Genomic DNA, 24,228 nt, shown 5'->3' with positions numbered 1-24,228 from the left:
TCAATACGAGAATGAACGTTCTCGTTTAATTTTTCAATCAGCCGTCACGTCGATGTCAGGAAAACTTGCCCGAGCGCGGGAAACCCTTCGGCACCATGCGGCCGGCGGAAGCACGCGGTCCGATCCATTCGGCCAGTTCCTCCCGGCTACGCGTGAACGTCCGGTCCGCCGCATCCTGCCATGTGAGTCCCCGCTCCATGGCAAAGACGCGGATGTCGGAGACGCCGCCATCCTTGTAGCGCTGCAGGCGTACGCCTTTACCGCGCCCGAGTTCGGGGATTTCCGCCAGCGGGAACACCAGCATCTTGCGGTTCTCGCCGACGATCGCCACGCTGTCACCAGCGACGGGAATGCAATGGCGCGCCTCATCCGGCGCCTTGACGTTCATCACCTGCCTGCCCTTGCGGGTATTGGCCATGACATCCGCCTCCGGCACGAGGAAGCCATTGCCGTCATGGGATGACAGCAGCAGCTGACGTCCGGGGTTGTGCACAAAGGCCGTGACGATGTCCTGATCGTTCTCCATATCCACGATGATGCGGATCGGCTCGCCATGACCGCGCCCGCCGGGCAGGCTGTTGGCGCCGATGGTGTAAAACTTGCCGCCGGTGGTCAGGATCAGAATCCGGTCCGTGGTTTCCGCGTGGAATGCCAGCTTGAGCTTGTCGCCCTCCTTGAAGGTCAGCGACGAGAAATCGGGCAGATGCCCCTTCATGGCGCGCAGCCAGCCCTTTTCCGAGACGACGACGGTCACCGGCTCCTTCTCGATCATGGCATGGTGAATATCGGCCTGGTCGTGCTGCGGCGCATCGGCAAAGGTGGTGCGTCGCTTGCCGAGCGGTGTGTCGGCCGCATATTTCTTCTGCATTTCGGCGATCTGCCAGGAAATGGTCTGCCACTGCTTGGCATCGGAACCCAGCAACTGCTCGATTTCGCCCTTTTCGGCGGTCAGCCCGTCGAATTCCTTGCGGATCTCGAATTCCTCGAGCTTGCGCAACGACCGCAGGCGCATATTCAGGACCGCTTCCGCCTGAACATCGCTCAGCCCGAAACGGGCCATCATTTCCTGCTTGGGCTCATCCTCCTCGCGGATAATGCGGATCACCTCGTCCAGGTTGAGATAGGCAATCAGGAAACCGCCGAGAATTTCCAGGCGGCGCTCGATCTCGGCCAGCCGGTGACGCGAACGGCGGATGAGGACATCCTTGCGGTGTTCGAGCCATTGCTTGAGCACGTCGCGCAGCGACAGGACGTTGGGCACCTTGCCGTTCGAGAGAACATTCATATTCAGGGGAAAGCGTGTTTCCAGCTCGGACAGCTTGAACAGGGATTCCATCAGAATATCGGGATTGACGCTGCGGCTCTTCGGTTCGAGCACGATGCGCACATCCTCGGTGGATTCGTCGCGCACGTCATCCAGCAAGGGAATTTTCTTGGCGATCAGGAGCTCGGCGATCTTTTCGATCAGCCGTGATTTCTGCACCTGATAGGGAATTTCGGTGATGACGACGATCCAGGTGCCGCGCCCCTGATCCTCCACATGCCAGCGGGCGCGCAGGCGGAAACCGCCGCGTCCAGTCTTGTAGGCATCGAGAATGGCATCGGCGCTTTCGACAAGCACGCCACCGGTCGGGAAATCCGGCCCGCGCACCCTGGTTCTGGTGTGATCCTCGGGATCGTCCTCCAGCGACATCAGCTCTTCGACCGTCGCCTCGGGATGCTTGATCAGGTGCAGGGCGGCGGCGCAGAGCTCCGACACATTGTGTGGCGGGATCGATGTGGCCATGCCCACCGCAATGCCGGACGAGCCGTTGGCGAGCAGGTTCGGGAAGGCGCCGGGAAGAACGATCGGTTCTTCGTCTTCCTCGTTATAGGTCGGGCGGAAATCGACGGCATCCTCGGTAATGCCTTCGAGAAGCAGCATGGCGACGTCGGTCATCCGCGCTTCGGTATAGCGCATGGCCGCCGGGTTATCGCCGTCGATATTGCCGAAGTTGCCCTGCCCGTCGACAACCGGATAACGCACGGCGAAATCCTGCGACAGGCGCACCAGCGCGTCATAGATCGACTGGTCGCCATGCGGGTGGAACTTGCCCATGACCTCGCCGACGATGCGGGCGCATTTGGCATAGGACTGGTCGGGCGAAAGCCGCAACAGCCGCATCGCATGCATGATTCTGCGGTGGACGGGTTTGAGCCCGTCGCGCACATCCGGCAGGGCACGGTTCATGATTGTCGAAAGCGCGTAGGCCAGATAGCGTTCTTCCAGCGCGGCTTTCAGATCAACCGGTTCAATATTATCGTCGCCATTGTCTGGCGGAATCAGGCTTTTTCCCATGTCAATGGGTTATCAACTCACCGATTCACGGGCAAGCAATGATTCGCTCAGATCACAGTCTGTTGCCTATCGTGATGGGCAAAAAATGGGCAGGGCTTGCGTCCATCCGCCAAATCTGACTTTCTACCGCCCAATTGGCCCGATTTCGCAGGGAAAGACTGTCATAGTTTTGCCGCGCGGCATGGGATAGATTTGTTTACCGAGCAAACAAGGAACACACTATGCGTCCAACCTACTCTCTGAAATCCGGCTTGCACCTCATGGCTGCGACCACTGCACTTGTCGTTGTCTTTGCCGGTTCAGCCTATGCGGTGGACGGCAATGCGGTGGCTGCCCGTTTGAAGGCCGTTTACGGCGAACAGGGCGGCACCCTCGAATACGCCAATGTTGAAACCAACGGCTCGACCGTCACCCTCAAGGACACCAAGCTGTCCGCAGCGGGCGCCAAGGAGAGCTTCAATGCCGGCGACGTGACATTGAGCGATGTCAGCGACGTTTCGGGCGGCGGCTTCAAGATCGGATCGGTAACCGTACCGGATATCAAGTTCAGCCCAGCCGATGAACCGGACAGCAAGATCAGTGTCGAAGGCATCAAGCTTGAAGGCATCACCCTGCCGGCCGAAGGCGCAACCGAACCGCTGGCGAAAATGCTCCAGTACCAGAAGGGCGGGCTGAAGCACTTCAACGTCAACAGCAAGGGCAAGGATGTCTTTTCGGCTGACAACCTGACCGTTTCCGTTTCGCCGTTTACCGCGTCGGCGCCGGTTGTCTTCACATCCAATGTCGCAATCTTCAAGGCGGACCTGTCGGGTGTGGAAGACCCAAAGACCAAGGACACGATCAAGGCGCTTGGTTATGAAACGCTCTCGGGCAAGATCGACATGAACGGCTCGTGGAACATCCCCGACGGCCGTCTCAACGTCGACAAGTTCGCCTTTGCCGCCGACAATGCCGGCACGCTGGGCATGAAGTTCGACATTTCCGGTTACACGCTCGACTTCATCAAGGGCATTCAGGACGCTGTAAAGAGCGGCGACGGCAAGCCTGACGATGCCAAGGGCATGGCCATGCTCGGCCTGATGCAGCAGCTCAGCTTCACCGGCGCATCGATCCGCTTCGACGATGCTTCGCTCACCAACAAGGCTCTCGACTACGCTGCCAAGCAGCAGGGTGCCAAGCGCACCGACCTGGTCAACCAGGGCAAGGCCATCCTGCCGATGATGGCAGCGCAGCTCGGCAATGCCGAATTCGCCCAGGCCCTGGGAACAGCGGTCAGCGCCTATCTCGACAGCCCGAAGAACATCGAGATCAAGGCCGCCCCGGCCAAGCCGGTGCCGTTTGCCATCATTGCAGCCGGCGGCATGGCCGATCCGAAGTCGCTGATCAAGACGCTCGGCGTCACGGTCAACGCCAACCAGTAATCGATAGAGACGGCAAAGAAAAAGCCCGGCGAGATGCCGGGCTTTTTTGTTTGTCCAGAGTCGGTTGGAAAGGGTTTTTAATCCTCTTTCTTCATCGGCGCGAGGCGGATGTTGAGGTCGCGCAGCTGCGCGGGCGACACATCCGACGGCGCATTCATCAGAAGATCGTAGGCCTGCTGGTTCATCGGGAACATGGTGATCTCGCGCAGGTTCTTGGCACCCACGAGCAGCATCACGATGCGGTCGATACCAGCCGCCATGCCGCCATGCGGCGGTGCGCCATACTGGAACGCGCGGTAGAGGCCGCCAAAGCGCTCTTCCACGGTTTCCCGCGAATGGCCGACCGCCTCGAACGCCTTGACCATGGTTTCCGGCAGGTGGTTGCGGATGCCGCCCGAGGAAATCTCAAAACCGTTGCAGACGAGATCGTACTGGAACGCCTTGATCGTCAGCGGGTCCTGATGCTCCAGCGCGTCCATGCCGCCCTGCGGCATGGAGAACGGGTTGTGGGCGAAATCGATCTTCTTCTCGTCTTCCAGCCATTCGAAGAACGGGAAGTCGACAATCCAGGCAAGCTTGAACTGGTCGCGGTCGACGAGGTTGAGTTCTTCGCCCGCACGGGTACGTGCGGCACCGGCAAAGGAGACGAACTTCTTGGGATCGCCCGCAACGAAGAACGCCGCATCGCCATCGTCCAGACCCAGCTGCACGCGCAAGGCTTCGGTGCGTTCCGGTCCGATGTTCTTGGCCAGCGGACCGGCGCCCTCAAGCGCTTCACCTTCCTTGCGCCAGAAGATATAGCCGAGACCCGGCTGGCCCTCGCCCTGCGCCCAGGAGTTCATGCGGTCGCAGAAGGCGCGCGAGCCGCCTGTCTTGGCCGGGATCGCCCAGATTTCCACCTTCGGATCGTTGGCGATCATGTTGGCGAAAACCTTGAAGCCGGAACCGGCGAAATGCTCGGTCACCGCCTGCATCTCGATGGGGTTGCGCAGGTCGGGCTTGTCCGAACCGTATTTGCGCATGGCATCGTCATAGGCGATGCGCGGGAACTGCTGCGTGACCGGCTTGCCCTCGGCAAATTCCTCGAACACACCGCGCAGGACCGGCTCCATCGTCGACAGCACGTCTTCCTGCTCGACAAAGCTCATTTCGATGTCGAGCTGGTAGAACTCGCCCGGCAGGCGGTCGGCGCGCGGGTCTTCGTCGCGGAAGCACGGCGCGATCTGGAAGTAGCGGTCGAAACCGGACATCATGATCAGCTGCTTGTACTGCTGCGGCGCCTGCGGCAGGGCATAGAACTTGCCGGGATGAATGCGGCTGGGCACGAGGAAGTCGCGCGCACCTTCCGGCGACGATGCCGTCAGGATCGGCGTCGAGAATTCGGTGAAGCCGATCTCGGTCATGCGGCGGCGCATGGCGGCGATGATCTTGGTGCGCGACATGATGTTCTTGTGCAGCGTGTCGCGGCGCAGATCGAGGAAGCGGTACTTCAGGCGGATGTCTTCCGGATAGTCCAGTTCGCCGAACACTGGCAGCGGCAGTTCCTTGGCGGCAGACAGGATTTCGATCTCGCGGGCAAACACCTCGATCTCGCCGGTCGGCATGTTGGCATTGACCGTATCGTCCGTGCGGGCCTTCACTTCACCGTCGACGCGGATCACCCATTCGCCGCGCACGGTCTCGGCCAGCTTGAAGGCGGGCGAGTCGGGGCTGGCGACGATCTGGGTCAGACCGTAGTGATCGCGGATGTCGATGAAGAGAATGCCGCCATGATCGCGGACGCGATGAACCCAGCCGGAAAGACGAACAGTCGAACCAACGTCGGATTTCCGCAGGGCGGCGCAGGTATGGCTGCGGTAACGGTGCATGATATGTGCCTCTGAGATGCTTGATGCTTGCTGCCGGGAGGTGTGAAGAAAGCCCCGGCCATGATCTTGGAATTTGCGCGGACAAGCGCATTTTGACGGCGATTTGTCAAGATTGCGAATGACTGGAAGCCCGTTTTGTGGGCCTATCAACCATATAGACGCGACAAGCAGCGAAGAAACTCGGACAGGCGAGACAAATGCATTTCCATTCGCTATAGAAATTTCATGACCATGATTACAACCACAGATCAGCTTGACCAGGCTGTAGCCGCCCTTTCGCAATCCGATTTCGTAACAGTCGACACGGAGTTCATCCGGGAGACCACGTTCTGGCCGGAGCTTTGCGTTATCCAGCTCGCATCCCCTGATCATACTGCCATTGTCGACGCCCTCGCCCCAGGTCTCGATCTTGCGCCGTTTTTCCGGCTGATGGCGGATGAGACCATCGTCAAGGTGTTCCACGCGGCGCGGCAGGATATCGAGATCGTTTTCCATCTCGGCAATCTGATCCCCCATCCGGTCTTCGACACGCAGGTGGCGGCCATGGTCTGCGGCTTCGGCGATGCCATTGCCTATGACCAGCTGGTGCAGCGGGTGAATGGCGCGCAGATCGACAAGTCCTCGCGCTTCACCGACTGGCGCCGCCGCCCGCTCTCCGACAAGCAGCTCGACTATGCGCTGGCCGATGTCACCCATCTGCGCGACATCTATCTGCACCTCAAAGCAAAGCTCGAGGAAGAAGGCCGCACCGACTGGGTGCTCGACGAGATGAAGGTGCTGACGGCGCGCGAGACCTATGACATGCATCCCGACGATGCGTGGAAGCGCCTGAAGATGCGCCTGCGCAAGCCGCAGGAGCTTGCCGTGCTGCGCAGCGTTGCCGCCTGGCGCGAACGCGAAGCGCGCGAGCGCAACGTGCCGCGCGGCCGCGTGCTCAAGGACGACGCCATTTACGAGATCGCCCAGCAGCAGCCGCGTGACGTGGAAGCGATGGGCCGGCTGCGCACCATCCCCAAGGGCTGGGAGCGCTCCAGCATCGCCACGGGGCTGCTCAATGCCGTCAACATCGCGCTGGACCTGCCGAAGGAAGACATGCCGCGCCTGCCGAAATCCGTGCAGTCGCCGGAAGGTGCAGGAGCAGCAGCCGAACTGCTGAAGGTTCTGCTGCGCCTCGTGACGGAAGAACATGGCGTTGCCGCCAAGGTTGTCGCGACGTCAGACGAGATCGACCGGATTGCCGCGGAAGGCGATGCGGATGATATTCCGGCCCTGCAGGGCTGGCGCCGTGAGGTTTTTGGTGAAAAGGCGCTGCAGCTGATCAATGGCGAGTTGTGCCTGAAGTTCGAGAACAAGCGGATCCGGGCCGTACCCTGCACGGACTGATACTTCGGCCTAAACCGAAGTACCGGCCCGCCAAAACTGGCTAGCATCGGCCCGTTGAAACCATGCTGATGTGAGGCAATGATGTCTGCTACCCCCGTGCAAACCCCATCTCTGGCCAAAGAACTGGCGCTTCTCGCCCTTCTTGCCACGCTGTGGGGTGCCTCCTACACCTTCATCCGGGTCGGGGTCGAGACGATCCCGCCTGTCACATTCATCGCCGCCCGCACGCTGATCGCCGGCGGACTGCTGCTGGCCATCATCAAGCTGCGCGGCCTTGTCCTGCCGCGCGATCCGGCGATCTGGAAACGCTTTCTCATCCAGGCCTGCATCAACAGCGTGATCCCCTTCACCCTGATCGCCTGGGCGGAATTGACCGTCAATGCGGGTCTTGCCACCATTCTCAATTCGACAACGCCGATCTTCGCCTTTCTGCTGACTGTCCTGATCACCCGCCACGAAGCCGTGACCACGCGAAAAGTCTTCGGCGTGGCGGCCGGTGTCATCGGCATTTCCCTGATCATCGGCCTCGAGGCATTCAACGGCATCGGCAAGGAACTGGTGGCGCAGCTTGCCATCGTTGCGGCAACGATTTCCTATGCGGCGGCTGCCATCCTCGGCAAGGGTTTCAAAAATCTCGATCCGATGATGCCCGCCGCTGGCTCGATGCTCTGCGGTGCCGTCATCCTCATTCCGGTCAGCCTCGTGGTCGACCGGCCATGGACGCTGGCGCCCTCTGCCCACTCCCTGCTCGCGCTGCTTGGCCTTGCCGTGTTCTCCACCGCCCTCGCCTTCGTGATCTATTTCCGGCTGATCAATACGCTGGGCACGGTCGGCACGACATCACAGGCCTATCTGCGCGTACCGATCGGCGTCGGCATCGGCGTATTGTTTCTCGGCGAAAGCCTGGCATCGACCGCATGGATCGGTCTGGTCTGCGTGATTGCCGGTGTCGCGGCGATGACCCTGCCCGGACGCAAGAAGGCGGCTATCGCCGCCTGAGCACCGGCACTTATTTGCCGATGGCCATTTTCAGCGGCTTGCCCGTCAGTTTCGCCAATTGCTGCAAGCGGCCTTCCGGCACGTCGCCGATCAGGTCGGCATTCCTTGCCGCCACTTCAAGGTAGATACCGTCAGAAGCCTGTTTCCACGAGAGGTTGGGAACCACCCCGGCCATCGACGCGGAAAACGGATAAACAATCCGCATGATCGCCGCCAGTATCTTCGAATATTCCAGCAGCCGCGGCGTGGCGAGTGCCGCCAGTTCCGGGTCTGCCGCGTTGTTGGCAATGCCCTCATGGCGGAAGAAATTGGCAAGCGCGATATAGGCACGGCCCGGATGATCAATGCCGACAAAAGCGGCGTTGGAGATCATGTTCAGCGCCTGCGAACCGCGATAATCGGGGTGGGCACGCCAGCTTATATCGGCGATCAGGCAGGCTGCGCGGCGATAGCGCTTCTCGTCCTCCGTCTCGTCATAGCCGAGTGCGGCAAAGGCATCGCCGCTCCAGTCCGCCAGTTCGCGCGCATAGGCGGGCGAGCGCGCGCGCAGGACGGCCAGTTCATCGGCGGCGGCAATCAGCGGGTCTTCCAGCTGTTCGGATTCCGACAGCAGCGAGAACAGAAACCCTTCCCGCACGCCAAGGGCCGAAAAGACAACCTTTGACGGACGCATCTTGCGGATGGTCTCAAGCAGCGCGATAGCGCCATAGGACAAGAGCGCACGGCGGTTCTTCGAGACATCCTCGATCCCGCGCATATTGTCGAGATTGCCGTCCGCGACGCGCTTGAGAAAGCGCTGTGCTTCCTCGAAAGGAATTTCATAGTGGTGCATGACGTGCAGCGGATAGTGCTCGGCACTCATATGCAGCTTGGCGAGGTTTCGCCACGTGCCGCCCACGGCGTAGAACGCCCGGCCCTTGCCCTTGGCCAAAAGCTTGGCCGATTCCAGCGTCTTCTTGGCGATATCGGACGCGGCGGAAAGATCGCCGTTCGACATATCCTGCAGACGCAGGCCGCCCAGCGGCAGGGTGATGCCGTCGCCGATGGTGCGGCCCTTGACGTCGACCAGTTCGAGACTGCCGCCGCCCAGATCACCTGCGATACCATCGGGATCATGAAAACCGGAGATGATCCCCAGCGCGGAATAATAGGCCTCTTCCCGGCCCGACAGAACCTTGATCGGTTCCCCCAGAACGATTTCGGCCTGGGCGATGAAATCGGGACCGTTTTCGGCTTCGCGCGCTGCCGCCGTCGCCAGCACATCCAGCGAGCGGGCGCCCGCCTGATCGGCCAGGGCGCGGAACCGGCGCAGCGCCCGCAAGGCGCTTTGCACGGCCTTTTCATTCAGCTTGCCGGTTTTTACCAGGCCTTTGCCAAGGCCGCAGAGAATCTTTTCGTTGAAAAGGACGGTCGGCGAACGGGTAACCCCCTCATAGACGACCAGACGTACAGAGTTCGAGCCGATGTCGATGACACCGGCCGGATGGCGTCCTTGCACACGCCCCTGCGCTGCGGATATCATGCAGTCTTGTTTTTCGCTGCTTTGGATCGCTTGCGGTGAGCGATCAAGCGTGGTGCTGAAGACTTCAGCGACTTGCCGCGGCCGGACAGGCTGGGATTTGTCATGAAATATTCCTGCGCGTTAAAAGCATCTTCTCCATCCGCCGGAACAATCCGGCGCGATGTACCGTCTGCTAGTAACTCGTAACTCTGCTGGTTGTCGAGAAGGTTTGCCAGCATAATCTGTGAAAGAAGCTGTTGATGCACAGTTGGATTGGTGATCGGAACCAGCGTTTCGACGCGGCGGTCGAGGTTGCGGGTCATCATATCGGCTGAACCGATATAGACGAGCGCCTTTTCCGACGGCAGTCCCGCACCGTTGCCGAAGCAGAAAATACGGCTGTGTTCGAGAAAGCGGCCGACGATGGATTTCGCCCGGATCGTGTCGGAAAGCCCCGGAACCTGCGGGCGCAGGCAGCAGATGCCGCGCACGATGAGGTCGATGTCGACGCCATGCGTGCTGGCATTGTAGAGCGCATCGATGATCTGCGGATCGACCAGAGAATTCATCTTCATCCAGATTGCTGCCGGACGGCCGGCCTTGGCATGCTCGATTTCTTCGGCGATATGCTGGAGAATGCGCGGGCGCAGGGTGGTCGGCGACACGGCAATGCCCATCTCGCCGGATGGCTGGGTATAACCGGTGATGAAATTGAAGATCTGGGCAACGTCGCGGCCGATGGATGGCTCGCACGTGAAGAACGACAGATCCGTATAGATCTTGGCGGTGATCGGGTGGTAATTGCCCGTGCCGAGATGCACGTAGCTGCGCAGCTTCTGTTCCTCGCGGCGCACGACCAGCGACATTTTTGCATGGGTTTTCAGCTCGATGAAGCCGAAGACGACCTGAACGCCGGCGCGTTCCAGATCGCGCGCCCAGCGGATATTGGCTTCTTCGTCGAAGCGCGCCTTGAGCTCGACCAGCGCCGTCACAGACTTGCCGGCATCGGCGGCGTCGATCAGTGCGCGCACGATGGGGCTGTCATTGGAGGTGCGGTAGAGCGTCTGCTTGATGGCAACCACTTCCGGGTCCGCCGCCGCCTGGCGCAGGAACTGCACGACGACGTCGAAGGATTCGTAGGGGTGGTGCACCACGATGTCCTTTTCGCGGATCGCGGCAAAGCAATCGCCGCCATGCTCGCGCACCCGCTCGGGGAAGCGCGGGTTGTAGGGCACGAATTTCAGGTCGGCGCGCGGAATGCCGACGATTTCGGAGATGGTGTTGAGCGCCAGAAGACCTTCGAGCACGCTGATGCGGTTGTCGGGAACACCGAGTTCCGTCGCCACGAAAGCACGCAGCGATTCCGGCATTTCATCATCGAACTCGATGCGGATCACCTGGCCGCGGCGGCGGCGCTTCAGCGCGCTTTCGAACAGGCGCACCAGATCTTCGGCTTCTTCCTCCACCTCGATATCGCTGTCGCGGATGATGCGGAATGTGCCGGCGCCCTTCACCTCGTAGCCCGGGAACAGCCGCCCGGTGAACAGGCTGATGGCATCCTCAAGCGTCAGGAAGCGGAAACGGCCGGCATCGTCGGGAATCTGGATGAAACGTTTCAACGCCTGCGGCAGGCGCAACAGCGCCGTCATCGGACGGTTGTCGATGCTGCGGCTCAACAGCATGGCGATGGTGAAACCGAGATTGGGAATGAACGGGAACGGATGCGCCGGATCGATGGAAAGCGGGGTCAGGACGGGATAGATGGTTTCAAGGAAGTGATCCTCGAGCCAGAGGCGCTCGCCTTTGGTCAGCTTGTCCGGGCGGACGATCTCGATATTTTCGGCCAGCATCTCGACGCGCAGTTCGTTCAGGCGCAGCTGCTGGGCGGCCTGCAGTTTGCCAACTTCATCGAGCACGAATTCCAGCTGCTCCTGCGGCGTGCGCCCATCCGGGCTGCGATTGGCTACCCCGGCACGCACCTGCCCAGCGAGACCGGCAATGCGCACCATGAAGAATTCGTCGAGATTGGCGGCGGAGATGGACAGGAACCGCAGGCGCTCCAGCAGCGGCTGGTGCACATTGTGGGCTTCTTCCAGTACGCGGCGGTTGAACTGCAGCCAGGAGAACTCGCGATTGACGAAACGGTCGACACTGGTGTGCAGATCCGGCAGACCGATGGCTTCGACTGCATTCGTTATGGCGGGTGACTGATCGTTCATTGTCATTCTCCGATTGGAATAGTCCCGTCAAAAGCGGAATCACAGGCCACATTAGTCAAGTCTCTTGAAGGTTTTATAGCAATCGCGGCCCAATCCTTCCTCAGCCCGATAAAAATCGGCACGCGGCAGCTTACACCGGAACCAAAGCCTTTCGCGATGAATTTCTCATGCGGCGCCCGGCGGGAAACCCGCCATTATGCCGGTTGCGGCGCAACCAGCCGCCACTTGTGTCAGATTGCCTCGCTTTAGCGCAGCAGAAGCGATTTTCTTCGCCGCGGAATTGCTCTATGAGAAAGGCAACACCATTGCCTATCGACTGAAAGCCCAGGAGCGACACATGGCCGGACACAGCATTCCCCACTTCCAGAACAGCGCTGGTCACGCCGCCATCAGCATTGGCGTCAAGGAATTCATGTGCGTCGGCGCCAATCCGCCTTTCGATCATCCGCATGTCTTCCTCGACCTCGGCGATGACAATGAAAAGGTCTGCCCCTACTGCTCGACGCTGTACCGTTACGATGCGTCGCTCTTCGCCGGGGAAACGGTTCCTGCCGGCTGCACCTATGTGGACAACAAGGCTGCCTGATTGCAAACGCCCGTCATCGATCTGAAGACGGCTCGCAACAGGCGAACTCCCAATCCTGATCAAATCATCATTGCGGGTGCCGGTATCGCCGGCCTGACACTGGCGCTGGCGTTGAGCGCCAAAGGCTTTGCCGTCCAGATCTTTGAAAAGAGCGCCATTCTGGCCGAAGCGGGCGCCGGATTGCAGCTTTCGCCCAATGCCACCCGCCTGCTCGGCCGCCTCGGCGTCCTGGACAGGCTGATGCCCCATGCCGTGCAGCCGGATGCGGTCTGCCTGCAGGACGGCGTGAGCGGGGAAAAGCTGCTGCACCTGCCCATCGGCAAGGCCGCGCTACAACGCTGGCACGCGCCCTATATCGTCTGCCATCGCGCCGATCTGCAGCAGGCACTCCTTGCCGAAGTGCGCCAGCGCGGCAACATCGCCATGCAGCTGGAATCGGCCGTTACCCATCACAACAGCGACGCGCAGGGCGTGCTGGTTCGCGTGCAATACAACGACCGCATCGAAGAGCATCGCGGCGCCCTGCTGGTGGGATCCGACGGCGTCTGGTCGAACACCCGCAATGCGCTGTCAGACCTTGATCGCGCCCGCTATACCGGCTCCATCGCCTGGCGCGTGTCCGTGCCTGCCGATCGCCTCCCTGCTTCGTTCAGCGCCCTCCTGCCTGAAGGAACCAATGTCGTTGCCTGGACCGGCAGCAATGCGCACCTCATCGCCTACCCCATCCGTTCGGGCGAGCTGATGAATTTCGTGGCGGTGGCGCGCGACCGGAAAAACCCCGGGCGCTGGGACATCGAAGTCAACCCGCAGGCGCCGAACCAGAATTTTACCAGGGATTTCTACCGGTGGCATCCGGGCATCCGCGATCTGGTGCTGTCGGCGGGCCAATGGACACCCTGGCGCCTGTTCGAAATGAGGCGGTGCAGCTTCCTGCGGGATGAGCGGCTTGTGCTGATCGGCGACGCGGCCCATGCGATGACGCCCTACGCGGCGCAGGGCGCGGCCATGGCCATCGAGGATGCCTGTGCGCTTGCCGCCGCACTCGGCCATGGCAGCGCGGATTGGCCCGCAGCCCTGGCGGCCTATGCCAAAAACCGGACAAAGCGCATCGAGTCCGTGGTGCGGCGCGGCGCGCTCAATCAACTGGCCTATCACGCCAAAGGGCCGGTGGCGCTTGCCCGCAATCTGCTGCTGCGCAACCGGCCGGCTGAAAAGTTCGTGGCGGGTTTCGACTGGCTTTATGGATTTGATGCGGAAAAGCCCAATGGCGAGATTTGATCACCAGTCGCATTGTTGTAGCGCTTGAGTGACCAGACCAGGCTTTGCGGCAAGGGATTCCAGGCGCCGGTGCGCAGGCCTCCTGCCCGCAATACGGCGCCGGTCCAGGTATTGCAGCCGAGCAATGCGGTGAAATAACCATTGGCTTCGAAGAAACGGTCATTCAGACCATATCCGGCGCCTTCGATCATTATCGCCTTGCCCTCGTCGTTCAGCCGGAAACTGCCGAGCATATGCGCAAGCATCGCTTCGAAGGCTTCGGGGCCGACCGTCAACCGCTCGATACCGGGCTGGTCCGTGTTGACTACCCCGATGGGCTCCACATGCATCGTGGAACGATCAAGCGTCAAACCACGCATCAGGGGCATGAATTTGAGTTCGGCCCAGGTGGGGGTTTCAAGATAGAAGCTGCGCCCTCCCCAGCCCACAACAACCCAGGCGATGCGTGGGTCGGTCAGTTGGAAATTCTCCCCGTTCAGGATGGACAGCCGCGCCATGACATCGGGATCGGCGGGAAAGGCTATGTCCGTATGAATGGGATTGGATAGGAGAAGGACGGTACGGCCAGCGAGCGGCGGAGGGGCTGTCTGCGCGAAGAACGACCGCGGTATCAGAGCACCGGCCACAAACAGCAAAACAGCGGCCACGAGGGCCGCTGCGATGAATGTCCCGACGATGCGCAGAATTCTCAATGCAGGATCTGGCTGAGGAACAGCTTGGTGCGCTCGTGCTGCGGGTTGTCGAAGAATGCCGCCGGTTCGTTCTGCTCGACAATCTGGCCCTGATCCATGAAGATCACACGGTTTGCCACCTGGCGGGCAAAGCCCATTTCGTGGGTGACGCACACCATGGTCATGCCTTCTTCAGCCAGTTGAACCATGGTGTCGAGCACTTCCTTGATCATTTCCGGATCGAGCGCCGACGTCGGCTCGTCGAACAGCATGATGCGCGGGTTCATGCACAGCGAACGGGCGATGGCAACACGCTGCTGCTGGCCGCCGGACAGCTGGCCGGGATATTTGTTGGCCTGTTCCGGAATCTTGACGCGCTCGAGATAATGCATGGCAATCTCATCCGCCTTCTTCTTCGGCATCTTGCGCACCCAGATCGGCGCGAGCGTGCAATTTTCCAGAATCGTCAGGTGCGGAAACAGGTTGAAGTGCTGGAACACCATGCCCACTTCGCGCCGGACTTCATCGATCTTTTTCAGGTCGTTGGTGAGTTCGATGCCGTCGACAAGGATCTTGCCGCTCTGGTGCTCTTCGAGGCGGTTGATGCAGCGGATCATCGTCGACTTGCCCGATCCCGACGGTCCGGCAATGACGATGCGCTCGCCGCGCATCACCTTGAGGTTGATGTCCTTGAGGACGTGGAAATCGCCATACCACTTGTTCATGTTGGTAATCTCGACGGCTACATCGGTCTTGGAGACCTGCATGAGCGAGCGGTCGACATGAAGTTCGGATGGATCGACAACGTTTTCAGTGGTCATGCGTATGCTCCTTAGCGTTTATGTCCTGTGTCCAGCCTGCGTTCCATGAAGATGGAATAACGCGACATGCCGAAACAGAAAATCCAGAATACGAAACCGGCGAAAATCAGGCCGGATATGGGGGTTTGCGGAGATGCCCAATTGGCATCGTTGAAGTGCTGACGCACGGTTCCGAGCAGATCGAACATGCTGATGATGGACACCAGCGATGTATCCTTGAACAGACCGATGAAGGTGTTGACGATTCCCGGGATCACCATCTTCAGCGCCTGCGGCAGGATGATGAGGCCGGTTTTCTGCCAGTAGCTCAATCCCAGCGAGTCAGCGCCTTCGTACTGCCCTTTGGGAATTGCCTGCAGGCCGCCGCGCACCACTTCCGCCATATAGGCCGATGCGAACAGCGCCACGCCGATCAGGGCACGCAGGAACTTGTCGAAGGTCACGCCCGGCGGCAGGAACAATGGCAGCATGTAACTGGCCATGAACAGCACGGTCACCAGAGGGATGCCCCGCACCATTTCGATGAAAACGACGCACAGCATCTTGATGATGGGCATTTTCGACCGCCGTCCCAAGGCCAGGACGATGCCGAGCGGCAAGGACACGGAAATGCCGACGAAAGACAGGACCAGCGTGACAAGCAGACCGCCCCACGTCGCCGTTTCGATATAGGGAAGGCCAAACCAGCCGCCAACCAGCAGGAAGAATGCAACGATCGGGAAGACAAAGAAGAACACGATAGCATTGGCGGATTTGAAGGGAATCCTCGGGATCAGCAGCGGAACCAACAGGACGACGAACATGACGCCGACAATGTTGACACGCCAGTGCTGGTCCTGCGGATAGCGGCCATACATGAACTGGTTGAAATTGGCGTTCACATAGGCCCAGCAGGCACCCGACCAGCCTTCCGGCTGGGTACCGCCCTGGGAAACCGTCGCGCAGACCGCCCGATCCACCCCCGACCAGGAAGCCTGGACGAACAGCCAGTTGATCATCGGCGGCACGAACCAGACGAGAAGGAAGAGCGCAAACACCGTCAGAGCGGCATCGACGGGCGTTGCCATCAGGTTGATGCGTATCCAGCGGACGATTCCCCGCTCGCCCAGCGGCGGCGTCTGGCCCTGCAGCATTTCGGTACGAACGAAACTCAGATTGTTATCGGCCATGATCAGCGCTCCACCAATGCCATTTTGGCGTTGAACCAGTTCATGAACAGCGATGTGAGCACGCTCAGGCTGAGATAGATCACAATGAAAATCGCCACCACTTCAATGGAACGGCCGGTCTGGTTGAGGATGGTTCCGCCGACGGCAAACAGATCGGGATAGCCGACCGCGACCGCAAGCGACGAGTTCTTCGTCAGGTTGAGATACTGGCTGGTCAGCGGCGGAATGATGATGCGCAGGGCCTGCGGCACGACGACAAGCCGCGTTGTTGTCCCTGCACGCAGCCCGAGCGCATGCGACGCCTCACTCTGGCCTTTTCCCACACCGCGAATGCCGGCGCGGACGATCTCGGCAATGAAGGATGCGGTGTAGAAGGACAGCGCGAGATAGAGCGACATGAACTCCGGTCCGACCAGAGCACCGCCCTTGATGTTGAAGCCGCCGAGTTCCGGATAATTCATGGTAACCGGAAAGCCCTTGAGCGCGAATGCCAGGAAAGGCAGGCCGATGATCAGCGCCAGCGATGTCCACAACACCGGAAAGCGCTGGCCGGTCGCCATCTGCCGTTTATAGGCCCAGCGACGGACCAGAAAGGCGCCGATGACGGCAAGCACAAAGGCAACGCCAGCCAGCCAAGCACCCTGGCCGAAAACCGGCACGGCAAAGAAGAAACCGCGATTGTTCAGGAAACTGAACGGCAGCGCGATGCTCTGGCGTGCCTGGGGCAAAACCGCCAAAACGCCGGAATACCAGAAGAAAATAACCAGCAGCGGCGGAATATTGCGGAAAACCTCGACATAGACCGTGCACAGTTTGCGGATGAGCCAATTGTGCGAAAGCCGCCCGACGCCGATGATGAAGCCGATGATGGTCGCGGTGATGATACCGACGACGGCAACCAGCATCGTGTTCAAAATACCGACATAAAGCGCCTTTATATAGGTCGAGTCGCTTGAGTATTCGGTGAACGGATGCGAGCTGATATCAAATCCGGAGCGGCCGTCGAGAAAACCGAAACCCGTTGCCAGATTGGCGCGCTGCAGATTGGCGATAGTGTTGTTGACAAACCAGTAACCCACAGCAACCAGTACAACCAGAACGACGAGCTGATAGATATAACCGCGAATTCTCGGATCGTTCAAAAGTGATACTTTGGCGCTGCCTGTACCGGCAGGCGTAATATCCTGCGATGCCATTGACCCCTCATTTCTTTTAACCGTTTATTTTTATTATTTTTATTTTTGTTATTTTTTTAATTGTTCCCCCGGAAAGGAGGACGAGCCCCCTTCCCGGATTTCAGATCGATGACTGCAAAAAATCAGCGGATCGGCATTGCGTATTGCAGGCCGCCCTTGCTCCACTGAGCATTGATGCCGCGCGCAATCTTCAGCTTGCTGCCGGAACCGATATTGGATTCGAACACTTCGCCGTAATTGCCCACGGCCTTGACGATGTTGACAACCCAATCATTCGTCAGTCCGAGATCGGTGCCAAGCTTGGTGTTGGCTTCCTGGCCGAGCACGCGCTTGATTTCCGGGCTGTCGCTCTTGATCAGATCCTGGACATTGGCCTTGGTGATGCCAAGCTCTTCGGCCGTCAGCATGGCGTAATGCACCCAGCGGATGACGTGCGCCCACTGGCTGTCGCCCTGACGGACAACGGGACCGAGCGGCTCCTTGGAAATGATTTCCGGCAGAACGACGTGATCGTCCGGTGCCGAGAGCGTCAGGCGAATGGCGTACAGGCCGGACTGGTCCGTGGTGTACACGTCGCAACGTCCGGCATCGTAGGCGGCGTTGACCTCTTCAAGCTTCTCGAACACGACGGGATTGTATTCCATCTTGTTGGCCTTGAAATAGTCGGCCAGATTGAGTTCCGTCGTGGTGCCGGACTGAACGCAGACCGAAGCGCCCGAAAGCTGCAATGCGGAATTGATACCCGACAGCTTCTTGGCGTTGATCATGAAGCCCTGGCCGTCATAATAATTGACGCCGGTGAAATCAAAGCCCTGCGAGTCACGGCTCAGCGTCCATGTGGTGTTGCGAATCAGAACGTCGATTTCACCGGACTGTAGCGCTGGCAGGCGGTCCTTGGCGGAAAGCGGCGTAAATTTCACCTTGGTTGCATCGCCAAAAATGGCGGCGGCGACAGCGCGGCAATAGTCGACGTCAAAACCGGACCATTCGCCCTTGTCGTTCGGCGAAGCAAATCCGGCCAGACCGGTGTTGACGCCACATTGCAGAAAGCCCTTTTTCTTGACGTCATCCAGCGTGCCGGCAGAGGCCGCAGAAGCCAGCAAGAGCAGCGCCGATACCCCCAGAACGCTCTTCAAAACGAGATTTTTCATAACGACTAAACCCTTTTAATTGTTGCCCGTGGTTCCCAAGAGAGAAATTTTACATGCCAGCGGGTTCCCCCACACCCTTTTAAGGCTCCAGCATGTCTCCCATTCACCCCTGTATCGAAGGCCATTCTACGTGTTTGGTCAAGGGATAATCTTTGCTCAATATTTTTGCAGAAACAGCGGAATGGCTGCTTCGGAATGGAATTTTCGATTATTTCTTGGTCAAAAACCCCGATCAGCGCCAGAAGCGCTCGCGAAAACGCAAAACCGGGAAGAATCGAGTGCCATCGAACAGAAAAGCTGCCCGGCGCCCGGCGAGGAATCTGGCGAGCGCAAGGGTGAACAGGAAGCCCAAGCTGTAGCCCGAGACCACATCCGTCGGATAATGTGCCCTGGCGATGATGCGCGTAAAGGCAATGAACATGGTCGCCAGGATGATCGGCACGCGCCAGCGTGGAAACCAAAGCGCCAGAACCGCGCCGACCGCCCCCATCGTGGTTGAGTGCCCCGAGGGGAAACTGGCGAAATCATACCCTGCGTGAAACGGCGAAAAGCCGTTGGCCCCAAGGGTGTCGATGAATTTCGGCCGGGCCCGCCCGATGCAGAACTTGGCGATATTGGTGAGAATGCCCGACAGCGCCACGGACCAGAAGGCAAACGTTGCCTGGGCATAGATGAGGCCGAGACGCACGCGCTTGGCATGGGGCAGCTTGCGCCAGTCGATGCCGATCAGACAAACCGCGATGAAAAAGGCCGGGATCAGATACCATTGCGACAAACCGATATCCGTCAGCAGCCGCAGGGAACTCAGCGGCCCCTGATGCGAGGACAGGTTGCGCGACAGCGGATCGTCGAAGGGATGCAGCAGCAGAATGAAGAAAAAGATCAGGACCGCCGCCATCGACATGCCCCCGGTCCAGGCCGCCGGGCTGTTCGGATAGGCCGGTGCCCGCATGCGGCGCAGGAAATTGACGATCGAGCGGCGCGCGCGCTTCAGGCCGGACAGGGATTGCGGATTGCTGGCATCAGTCATTGTTTCTCCCATCGACCCAAGCGGCCTTATTCTTCCACGCCCGCTGTGCTCGCCTGTTGCAACAGGAACGCCGTGGCTTTATCGACTTCTCCCAGCAGTTACAATTGTTGGCATCGCAGTGCAGAGGATACTCCATGGGCAGAGAGTCGGACAAAATGGCAAAATTCGGGATCAACACACGCCTGGCCCATGGAGGCTATGATCCCAGGGATTATCACGGTTTCGTCAATCCGCCCATTGTCCATGCCTCGACGGTGCTGTTCCCCGATGCGGAAACCATGGCCAGCCACAAGCAGAAATATGGCTATGGCACGCATGGAACCCCCACGACCGACGCGCTTTGCCAGGCCATCGACGAACTGGAGGGCTCGTTCGGCACGCTGCTCGTGCCGTCCGGCCTTGCCGCGGTAACCATTCCCCTTCTGGCGTTCCTGTCGCCAGGCGATCACCTGCTGATGGTCGACAGCGTCTACGGCAATACGCGCTATTTCTGCGATACGACGCTCAAGCGGCTCGGCATCGAGGTCGAGTACTACGATCCGCTGGTCGGCGCCGGCATCGAAAAGCTCATCCGTCCCAACACGGCTGTTGTCTTTACCGAATCCCCCGGCTCCAACACGTTCGAAATTCAGGATATTCCGGCAATCGTCGAGAAGGCGCACGCGGCAGGCGCCATCGTCATGATGGACAACACCTGGGCAACGCCGCTCTACCTGAAGCCGCTGGATTTCGGCGTCGATATCTCCATTCACGCGGCAACAAAATATCCGTCCGGCCATTCCGATATTCTCATGGGCACGATTTCCGCCAATGAAAAATGCTTCAGGCAGCTGGACGATACCTATACGGCCATCGGTCTGTGCGTGGGCGGCGACGATGCCTATTATGTCCTGCGCGGCTTGCGCACGATGGCACTGCGCCTGGAGCGCCATGGCGAAAATGCGCTCGAAATAGCGCGATGGCTGGAAAAGCAGCCCGGCGTGATCGAGGTCCTGCATCCCGCGCTTGAGAGCCATGCGGGGCACGCCCTGTGGAAGCGGGATTTCAGCGGCGCTGCCGGTGTGTTCTCGATTGTCATCGAAGGCGAGACGAAACAGGCCCGGGCTTTCCTCAATGCCCTTGATATTTTCGCGCTCGGATATTCCTGGGGCGGCTATGAGAGCCTCGCGCTTCAGGTCAATCTGTCCGACCGGGTGCTGACAGGCAAGCATTACAAGGGTCCGCTCATCCGCCTGCAGGTTGGCCTCGAGGATACCAAAGACCTCATCGCCGATCTGGAAAAGGCGCTCGCCGCGGCAAGGAGTGCGCAATAACGCAATAAACAGAAGGTGATTTCGCCTTCCCGATTGTTCCTGTTATGAAAACGCCATGAGCAGGCTTGCCATTCTTCTGACGTTCCTCACGGCGTTTTCCGTCGGCTGGGTGCCCGTGTTTGCGGCGCCCGTCCGGTTGGCGGGCGAAATGGCGGTACAATCGACCGGTCAGATGGCCGGCCACGCCCATGCCTGTGCCGGCGACCAGAAGCATTGCACGGACACGGCCAAGCTGCCCCATCCCGCGCTATGCTCCGCCTGCATCGCCATTCCCGCCATCGGCATTGCCGCCGTGACCACGGCCTCGACCCGAATGCTGGTGCCGCACGGCATGGAACTGCCCCTCATTGCCCAGGCCAGCGCACCGCTGTCGCCGCCGCCCAAACCACTGTTGATCGCTTCCTATCCTTCATAACGCACGGGTGAACAGGTCATAGCCTGTGCTTGTCTGTCTGACCTAAGGAAAGATCAATTCGATGAAAACCTCTTATTTCTCCGCCACAGCCCTTGTCTGCGCCCTCGCCTTCACCGCACCAGCCCTGGCGCAGGAGCACAAGATGATGAAGCATGATGCCATGGCAATGCAGCCAACCGGCGATCAGGGCCCGTCATCCAAGGCATTTGCGCAGGCAAACACCAAGATGCACAAGGACATGTCCATCAAATTTTCCGGCGATGCCGACAAGGATTTTGTCCGCGGCATGGTTGCGCACCATCAGGGCGCAATCGACATGGCCAAGGTGGAGCTGAAATACGGCAAGGATGAAGAAATCCGCAAGCTTGCGACCGATATCATCGCCGCGCAGGAAGGCGAAATCAAACAGATGAAGGCCTGGCTGGCCAAACATGGCGGCTAAACCGCCGCGCCATCCATAAGGCATGCGAAAAACAAATTACCCGCCGGGTCAAAGCGGCGGGTAATTCAAAAAGCGTCCAATGTGTCTCAGGAGGCGTTGTGATGCTGCATTTCGTAAGAGGCCGCGCGTTTCTGCAGGCTCAATTCCCATAGACTATGGGCAGCATCGGCATAGGTTGACGTGCCGGCCTTGAACTCCGCCGAACGCAATGGCAGTAAGTCTTCCACGACATCCAGCGTTCTCGATGGAAGAATATCGGTGCAGGTCCACAGACGCCGGAACACGGCGCTGATCAGAACCTGCCGGTCGTTGACCTCGATCTGAGGTTCATCGTGCCCGAGTTCCCAATCCTCCAAAGCATCAAGGGCGTCTTGAAAGGCACTATGCAATATGATGGGCGCGTGGCCGTCATGAAGTGGGTGCAGCAAACCAGGCATTCCTGTCTCCTCACTCTTGCGTTGCAATGCCGGGTGCTCCCGGAAACAGAATCATAAGGGCGAGCGGGCGTCATCAGCAAGCCAAAACTTCAATACAAGACCAATTGGCTAGAGATTTCTGATTAAATCGATATTTCACTACAGTTTTAAACATCGACGTTGATATATTCATTATGAAAATCAGCACAACACTCTGATTAGTTTGAATTTACAGACAGATCATACGGCAGCGGCGTTGCCGCCGTCCACCGCCATCCCCTGGTCCGGAGTGATGCTGCGCTGCCGCAAGTGCCGGCGAACTGATTCACGCTGCCATCTTGCCAAAACGGCGGCATTGGCCCATTCATGTCCCGCTATTCGTGATCGAGGAAATTGGCACATGACGACGAAACACCTTCCGCTGATTATTGTGGCTGTGCTGCTGGCCGGCTGCGGCAATATACAGGGGCAGCTTGATCGCGAGAAAATTTCATCCCTGCACTACGATACGGTCGAGTGCCCCGCTTTGATTGCGCAAAAGAACAGCGCAATGGCCCAGATCAGCAGCCTGACCAATGGCGCAGGCTACCGGGAACCGAGCGTGATCACGGGCTTCGGTCCCATTCTGCCGGATTATCGCACCGCCAACCAGAAGAAGGCCGGCGCTCTGCAGGGACAGGTTGATTCCATGACCCGCTCCATCGCACGGCGGAAATGCACGGGCTGATTGCCCGGCAGACACCCGCCGCGCCGGTCCTGGCAAAGAAATGGCCCCTTCCGGGGCCATTCTTGTCTCATGCGCCTGTTCTCATGAGCCGCGCAGCAGCTTGCACAGGGCAACCAGCGAGCTGTCATAGCTCGTCGCGTTGGATGAAATTTCCGCACAGCGGATTTTCAGCTTCATCCTGTCCTGCGCCGTGAGCTGTGCCAGTCTGGCAGCGATCGCCTTGTTGTTTACGCCGGGATTGAGGCTGCCCGGCTTGGTGCCGCCGCCAAGAATACCACCACCCGTCGTGACCCCGCCGGTACTGACACCGCCGGGACTGGTACCGCCCGGGCTGGTGCCGCCCGTATTGCTGCCACCACCAATGCCAACGCCGACCCCGGCGCCAATGCCGCCGGTTCCACCGACATTGGCTCCAACCCCTGCACCGATCCCGCCTGATCCGATATTTGCGCCAGCTCCAGCTGTCACACCTTTGGATCCGCCGACATTGGCGCCAAGTCCGGCACTAACGCCATTGTTGACGCTGGCGCCCGCCCCCGCATTGATTCCGTTTGAACCGCCGATCGATGCGCCGACGCCCGCAGCAACACCCTTGGAGCCGCCAACCGATGCATCAGCACCCGCCTTTACGCCGCCGAGATTGGCGCTGGCACCAACGCCCAGACCGCCATTCTGCGAACCGCCGACTGAAACCCCGCCTACCGACAAACCTCCGGCAAGCGCCGACGTCGTAAGCACCGCAAGTATGAAAGAGCCAGCTACAATGCAGCTCGTCTTCTTTTCGAACTTATTCATTACAACCTCCCGATTATTACTATTGTATCCAAGCATTCACAAACCAAGAACACCGATATATGCATCACTATTTGAAATAAATCAATACAACACTTATTATTCAATAGATATTTTCTAAATATATTTATTAAAACACAAATATTTTTACGCGAAACAACGATGTGTTTCGTATTTTTACTTATATCTATTCATATATTTTCTTAAAATTCTAAACTTCCATCGATCTCCATCGCAATAAAATCTCCAACGTCAGTTGGAATGGATATAGTCGATACGTAAGAACATGGGTTTTAGTTTCACTTCTCAATATTTTTTCTTTATTATTGTAAAATACACCATGCCTTCTTTAAGTAAGCGCATGATAAAATTGGAAAGGCACAAGATTACTTACATTTTTAATGAAAACTTATTTTGAAGGGCTCCCTCGAACGCCACCGGAGGATTGCATCTGGTTGCCCAAGCGAAAGCATTGCCGGGGATCGGGCGATA

The 24,228-nt window shown here is 59.1% G+C and carries 21 protein-coding genes; 9 read left to right on the top strand and 12 right to left on the bottom strand.

All coding sequences use genetic code 11. The annotated features are described in order from the left end of the window. Positions 1 to 55: 55 nt before the first annotated feature. Positions 56 to 2,338: a DNA topoisomerase IV subunit A gene (gene parC / locus ACIQWS_RS06175; protein WP_346306209.1), complete on the bottom strand. Its 2,283-nt coding sequence runs from the start codon at positions 2,336 to 2,338 to the stop codon at positions 56 to 58. Positions 2,339 to 2,559: 221 nt separating this feature from the next. Here parC and ACIQWS_RS06170 point away from each other — a divergent pair, with 221 nt between their 5' ends. Beyond that, a complete protein-coding gene (locus ACIQWS_RS06170; RefSeq protein ID WP_403172804.1) occupies positions 2,560 to 3,759 on the top strand; it encodes a hypothetical protein in 1,200 nt (399 codons plus the stop codon). 77 nt (positions 3,760 to 3,836) lie between these two features. On the opposite strand, the gene aspS is transcribed toward ACIQWS_RS06170, so the two are convergent. Further along, positions 3,837 to 5,627 (bottom strand): aspartate--tRNA ligase, encoded by a 1,791-nt coding sequence (gene aspS, locus ACIQWS_RS06165; protein ID WP_346306211.1) that lies wholly within the window; start codon positions 5,625 to 5,627, stop codon positions 3,837 to 3,839. 225 nt (positions 5,628 to 5,852) lie between these two features. Between aspS and rnd the strand changes: the two genes are divergently transcribed. Together rnd and ACIQWS_RS06155 are read left to right on the top strand one after the other, a co-directional pair. Continuing rightward, on the top strand, positions 5,853 to 7,010 hold the full coding sequence (gene rnd / locus ACIQWS_RS06160) for a ribonuclease D (protein ID WP_223615704.1): 1,158 nt from the start codon (positions 5,853 to 5,855) through the stop codon (positions 7,008 to 7,010). A 96-nt stretch (positions 7,011 to 7,106) separates the two neighbouring features. Then, complete coding sequence (locus ACIQWS_RS06155; RefSeq protein WP_403177529.1) at positions 7,107 to 8,009, top strand: DMT family transporter; 903 nt, start codon at positions 7,107 to 7,109, stop codon at positions 8,007 to 8,009. Between the two features lie 10 nt (positions 8,010 to 8,019). Here ACIQWS_RS06155 and ppx read toward each other — a convergent pair whose 3' ends face one another. Further along, positions 8,020 to 9,531 carry an exopolyphosphatase gene (gene ppx / locus ACIQWS_RS06150; RefSeq protein ID WP_346306212.1) on the bottom strand — a complete coding sequence of 504 codons (1,512 nt, stop codon included), beginning with the start codon at positions 9,529 to 9,531 and terminating at the stop codon, positions 8,020 to 8,022. Then, on the bottom strand, positions 9,528 to 11,729 hold the full coding sequence (locus ACIQWS_RS06145; RefSeq protein ID WP_403172789.1) for an RNA degradosome polyphosphate kinase: 2,202 nt from the start codon (positions 11,727 to 11,729) through the stop codon (positions 9,528 to 9,530). Before ACIQWS_RS06145 ends, ppx begins: the two co-directional genes overlap by 4 nt. A gap of 337 nt (positions 11,730 to 12,066) precedes the next feature. On the opposite strand from ACIQWS_RS06145, the gene ACIQWS_RS06140 reads away from it, so the two are divergent. Then, the gene (locus tag ACIQWS_RS06140; RefSeq protein ID WP_403172783.1) at positions 12,067 to 12,315 is read left to right on the top strand and encodes a zinc-finger domain-containing protein; all 249 of its coding nucleotides are present in this window, start codon (positions 12,067 to 12,069) and stop codon (positions 12,313 to 12,315) included. Next, positions 12,316 to 13,593, top strand: coding sequence for an FAD-dependent monooxygenase (locus ACIQWS_RS06135; protein ID WP_403172776.1), 1,278 nt, complete (start codon positions 12,316 to 12,318; stop codon positions 13,591 to 13,593). Here the strand turns inward: ACIQWS_RS06135 and ACIQWS_RS06130 are convergent. From ACIQWS_RS06130 to ACIQWS_RS06105, 6 genes are all read right to left on the bottom strand, one after another. After that, the gene (locus ACIQWS_RS06130) at positions 13,554 to 14,285 is read right to left on the bottom strand and encodes a TIGR02117 family protein (RefSeq protein WP_403172769.1); all 732 of its coding nucleotides are present in this window, start codon (positions 14,283 to 14,285) and stop codon (positions 13,554 to 13,556) included. The two genes, ACIQWS_RS06135 and ACIQWS_RS06130, sit on opposite strands and share 40 nt — an antisense overlap. Next, positions 14,282 to 15,085, bottom strand: coding sequence for an amino acid ABC transporter ATP-binding protein (locus ACIQWS_RS06125; RefSeq protein WP_112524097.1), 804 nt, complete (start codon positions 15,083 to 15,085; stop codon positions 14,282 to 14,284). The genes ACIQWS_RS06130 and ACIQWS_RS06125 overlap by 4 nt, the downstream gene beginning before the upstream one ends. 11 nt (positions 15,086 to 15,096) lie before the next feature. Beyond that, positions 15,097 to 16,254, bottom strand: a complete 1,158-nt coding sequence (locus tag ACIQWS_RS06120) for an amino acid ABC transporter permease (protein WP_346306216.1) — start codon at positions 16,252 to 16,254, stop codon at positions 15,097 to 15,099. A 2-nt stretch (positions 16,255 to 16,256) separates the two neighbouring features. Next, entirely contained in the window at positions 16,257 to 17,450 is a 1,194-nt protein-coding gene (locus ACIQWS_RS06115) for an amino acid ABC transporter permease (protein WP_403172745.1), read from the bottom strand. Between the two features lie 122 nt (positions 17,451 to 17,572). Beyond that, positions 17,573 to 18,601 (bottom strand): amino acid ABC transporter substrate-binding protein, encoded by a 1,029-nt coding sequence (locus ACIQWS_RS06110; protein WP_223615697.1) that lies wholly within the window; start codon positions 18,599 to 18,601, stop codon positions 17,573 to 17,575. A gap of 232 nt (positions 18,602 to 18,833) precedes the next feature. Beyond that, a complete protein-coding gene (locus ACIQWS_RS06105; protein ID WP_403172726.1) occupies positions 18,834 to 19,631 on the bottom strand; it encodes a phosphatase PAP2 family protein in 798 nt (265 codons plus the stop codon). A 134-nt stretch (positions 19,632 to 19,765) separates the two neighbouring features. On the opposite strand from ACIQWS_RS06105, the gene ACIQWS_RS06100 reads away from it, so the two are divergent. The 3 genes from ACIQWS_RS06100 (at position 19,766) to ACIQWS_RS06090 (ending at position 21,801) form a co-directional block, all read left to right on the top strand. Beyond that, positions 19,766 to 20,944 (top strand): cystathionine beta-lyase, encoded by a 1,179-nt coding sequence (locus ACIQWS_RS06100; RefSeq protein WP_223615695.1) that lies wholly within the window; start codon positions 19,766 to 19,768, stop codon positions 20,942 to 20,944. A 55-nt stretch (positions 20,945 to 20,999) separates the two neighbouring features. Continuing rightward, on the top strand, positions 21,000 to 21,359 hold the full coding sequence (locus tag ACIQWS_RS06095; RefSeq protein WP_346308328.1) for a hypothetical protein: 360 nt from the start codon (positions 21,000 to 21,002) through the stop codon (positions 21,357 to 21,359). A 61-nt stretch (positions 21,360 to 21,420) separates the two neighbouring features. Continuing rightward, entirely contained in the window at positions 21,421 to 21,801 is a 381-nt protein-coding gene (locus ACIQWS_RS06090; protein ID WP_403172716.1) for a DUF305 domain-containing protein, read from the top strand. Between the two features lie 86 nt (positions 21,802 to 21,887). Here ACIQWS_RS06090 and ACIQWS_RS06085 read toward each other — a convergent pair whose 3' ends face one another. Further along, positions 21,888 to 22,238, bottom strand: a complete 351-nt coding sequence (locus tag ACIQWS_RS06085; protein WP_223615692.1) for a hypothetical protein — start codon at positions 22,236 to 22,238, stop codon at positions 21,888 to 21,890. A gap of 379 nt (positions 22,239 to 22,617) precedes the next feature. Between ACIQWS_RS06085 and ACIQWS_RS06080 the strand changes: the two genes are divergently transcribed. Next, positions 22,618 to 22,944 (top strand): hypothetical protein, encoded by a 327-nt coding sequence (locus ACIQWS_RS06080; RefSeq protein WP_403172707.1) that lies wholly within the window; start codon positions 22,618 to 22,620, stop codon positions 22,942 to 22,944. A gap of 81 nt (positions 22,945 to 23,025) precedes the next feature. Here ACIQWS_RS06080 and ACIQWS_RS06075 read toward each other — a convergent pair whose 3' ends face one another. Further along, entirely contained in the window at positions 23,026 to 23,739 is a 714-nt protein-coding gene (locus tag ACIQWS_RS06075) for a hypothetical protein (RefSeq protein ID WP_403172700.1), read from the bottom strand. Positions 23,740 to 24,228: the final 489 nt, after the last annotated feature.

This window comes from Phyllobacterium sp. NPDC097923, assembly GCF_044760925.1.
Taxonomy (GTDB): Bacteria; Pseudomonadota; Alphaproteobacteria; order Rhizobiales; family Rhizobiaceae; genus Phyllobacterium; species Phyllobacterium calauticae.
Note: the sequence above shows the minus strand (reverse complement) of the source record. Positions and strands in the feature narration are given on the sequence as shown.

Excerpts from the sequence above, each read along its gene's own strand:
- ACIQWS_RS06095 (WP_346308328.1), top strand. The coding sequence starts at position 21,000 with ATGAGCAGGCTTGCCATTCTTCTGACGTTCCTCACGGCGTTTTCCGTC.
- aspS (WP_346306211.1), bottom strand. The coding sequence starts at position 5,627 with ATGCACCGTTACCGCAGCCATACCTGCGCCGCCCTGCGGAAATCCGAC.
- ACIQWS_RS06085 (WP_223615692.1), bottom strand. The coding sequence starts at position 22,238 with ATGCCTGGTTTGCTGCACCCACTTCATGACGGCCACGCGCCCATCATA.
- ACIQWS_RS06125 (WP_112524097.1), bottom strand. The coding sequence starts at position 15,085 with ATGACCACTGAAAACGTTGTCGATCCATCCGAACTTCATGTCGACCGC.
- ACIQWS_RS06115 (WP_403172745.1), bottom strand. The coding sequence starts at position 17,450 with ATGGCATCGCAGGATATTACGCCTGCCGGTACAGGCAGCGCCAAAGTA.
- ACIQWS_RS06145 (WP_403172789.1), bottom strand. The coding sequence starts at position 11,729 with ATGAACGATCAGTCACCCGCCATAACGAATGCAGTCGAAGCCATCGGT.
- ACIQWS_RS06090 (WP_403172716.1), top strand. The coding sequence starts at position 21,421 with ATGAAAACCTCTTATTTCTCCGCCACAGCCCTTGTCTGCGCCCTCGCC.
- ACIQWS_RS06075 (WP_403172700.1), bottom strand. The coding sequence starts at position 23,739 with ATGAATAAGTTCGAAAAGAAGACGAGCTGCATTGTAGCTGGCTCTTTC.
- ACIQWS_RS06120 (WP_346306216.1), bottom strand. The coding sequence starts at position 16,254 with ATGGCCGATAACAATCTGAGTTTCGTTCGTACCGAAATGCTGCAGGGC.
- ACIQWS_RS06105 (WP_403172726.1), bottom strand. The coding sequence starts at position 19,631 with ATGACTGATGCCAGCAATCCGCAATCCCTGTCCGGCCTGAAGCGCGCG.
- ppx (WP_346306212.1), bottom strand. The coding sequence starts at position 9,531 with ATGATATCCGCAGCGCAGGGGCGTGTGCAAGGACGCCATCCGGCCGGT.
- ACIQWS_RS06110 (WP_223615697.1), bottom strand. The coding sequence starts at position 18,601 with ATGAAAAATCTCGTTTTGAAGAGCGTTCTGGGGGTATCGGCGCTGCTC.
- ACIQWS_RS06170 (WP_403172804.1), top strand. The coding sequence starts at position 2,560 with ATGCGTCCAACCTACTCTCTGAAATCCGGCTTGCACCTCATGGCTGCG.
- ACIQWS_RS06140 (WP_403172783.1), top strand. The coding sequence starts at position 12,067 with ATGGCCGGACACAGCATTCCCCACTTCCAGAACAGCGCTGGTCACGCC.
- rnd (WP_223615704.1), top strand. The coding sequence starts at position 5,853 with ATGACCATGATTACAACCACAGATCAGCTTGACCAGGCTGTAGCCGCC.
- ACIQWS_RS06100 (WP_223615695.1), top strand. The coding sequence starts at position 19,766 with ATGGGCAGAGAGTCGGACAAAATGGCAAAATTCGGGATCAACACACGC.
- parC (WP_346306209.1), bottom strand. The coding sequence starts at position 2,338 with ATGGGAAAAAGCCTGATTCCGCCAGACAATGGCGACGATAATATTGAA.
- ACIQWS_RS06080 (WP_403172707.1), top strand. The coding sequence starts at position 22,618 with ATGACGACGAAACACCTTCCGCTGATTATTGTGGCTGTGCTGCTGGCC.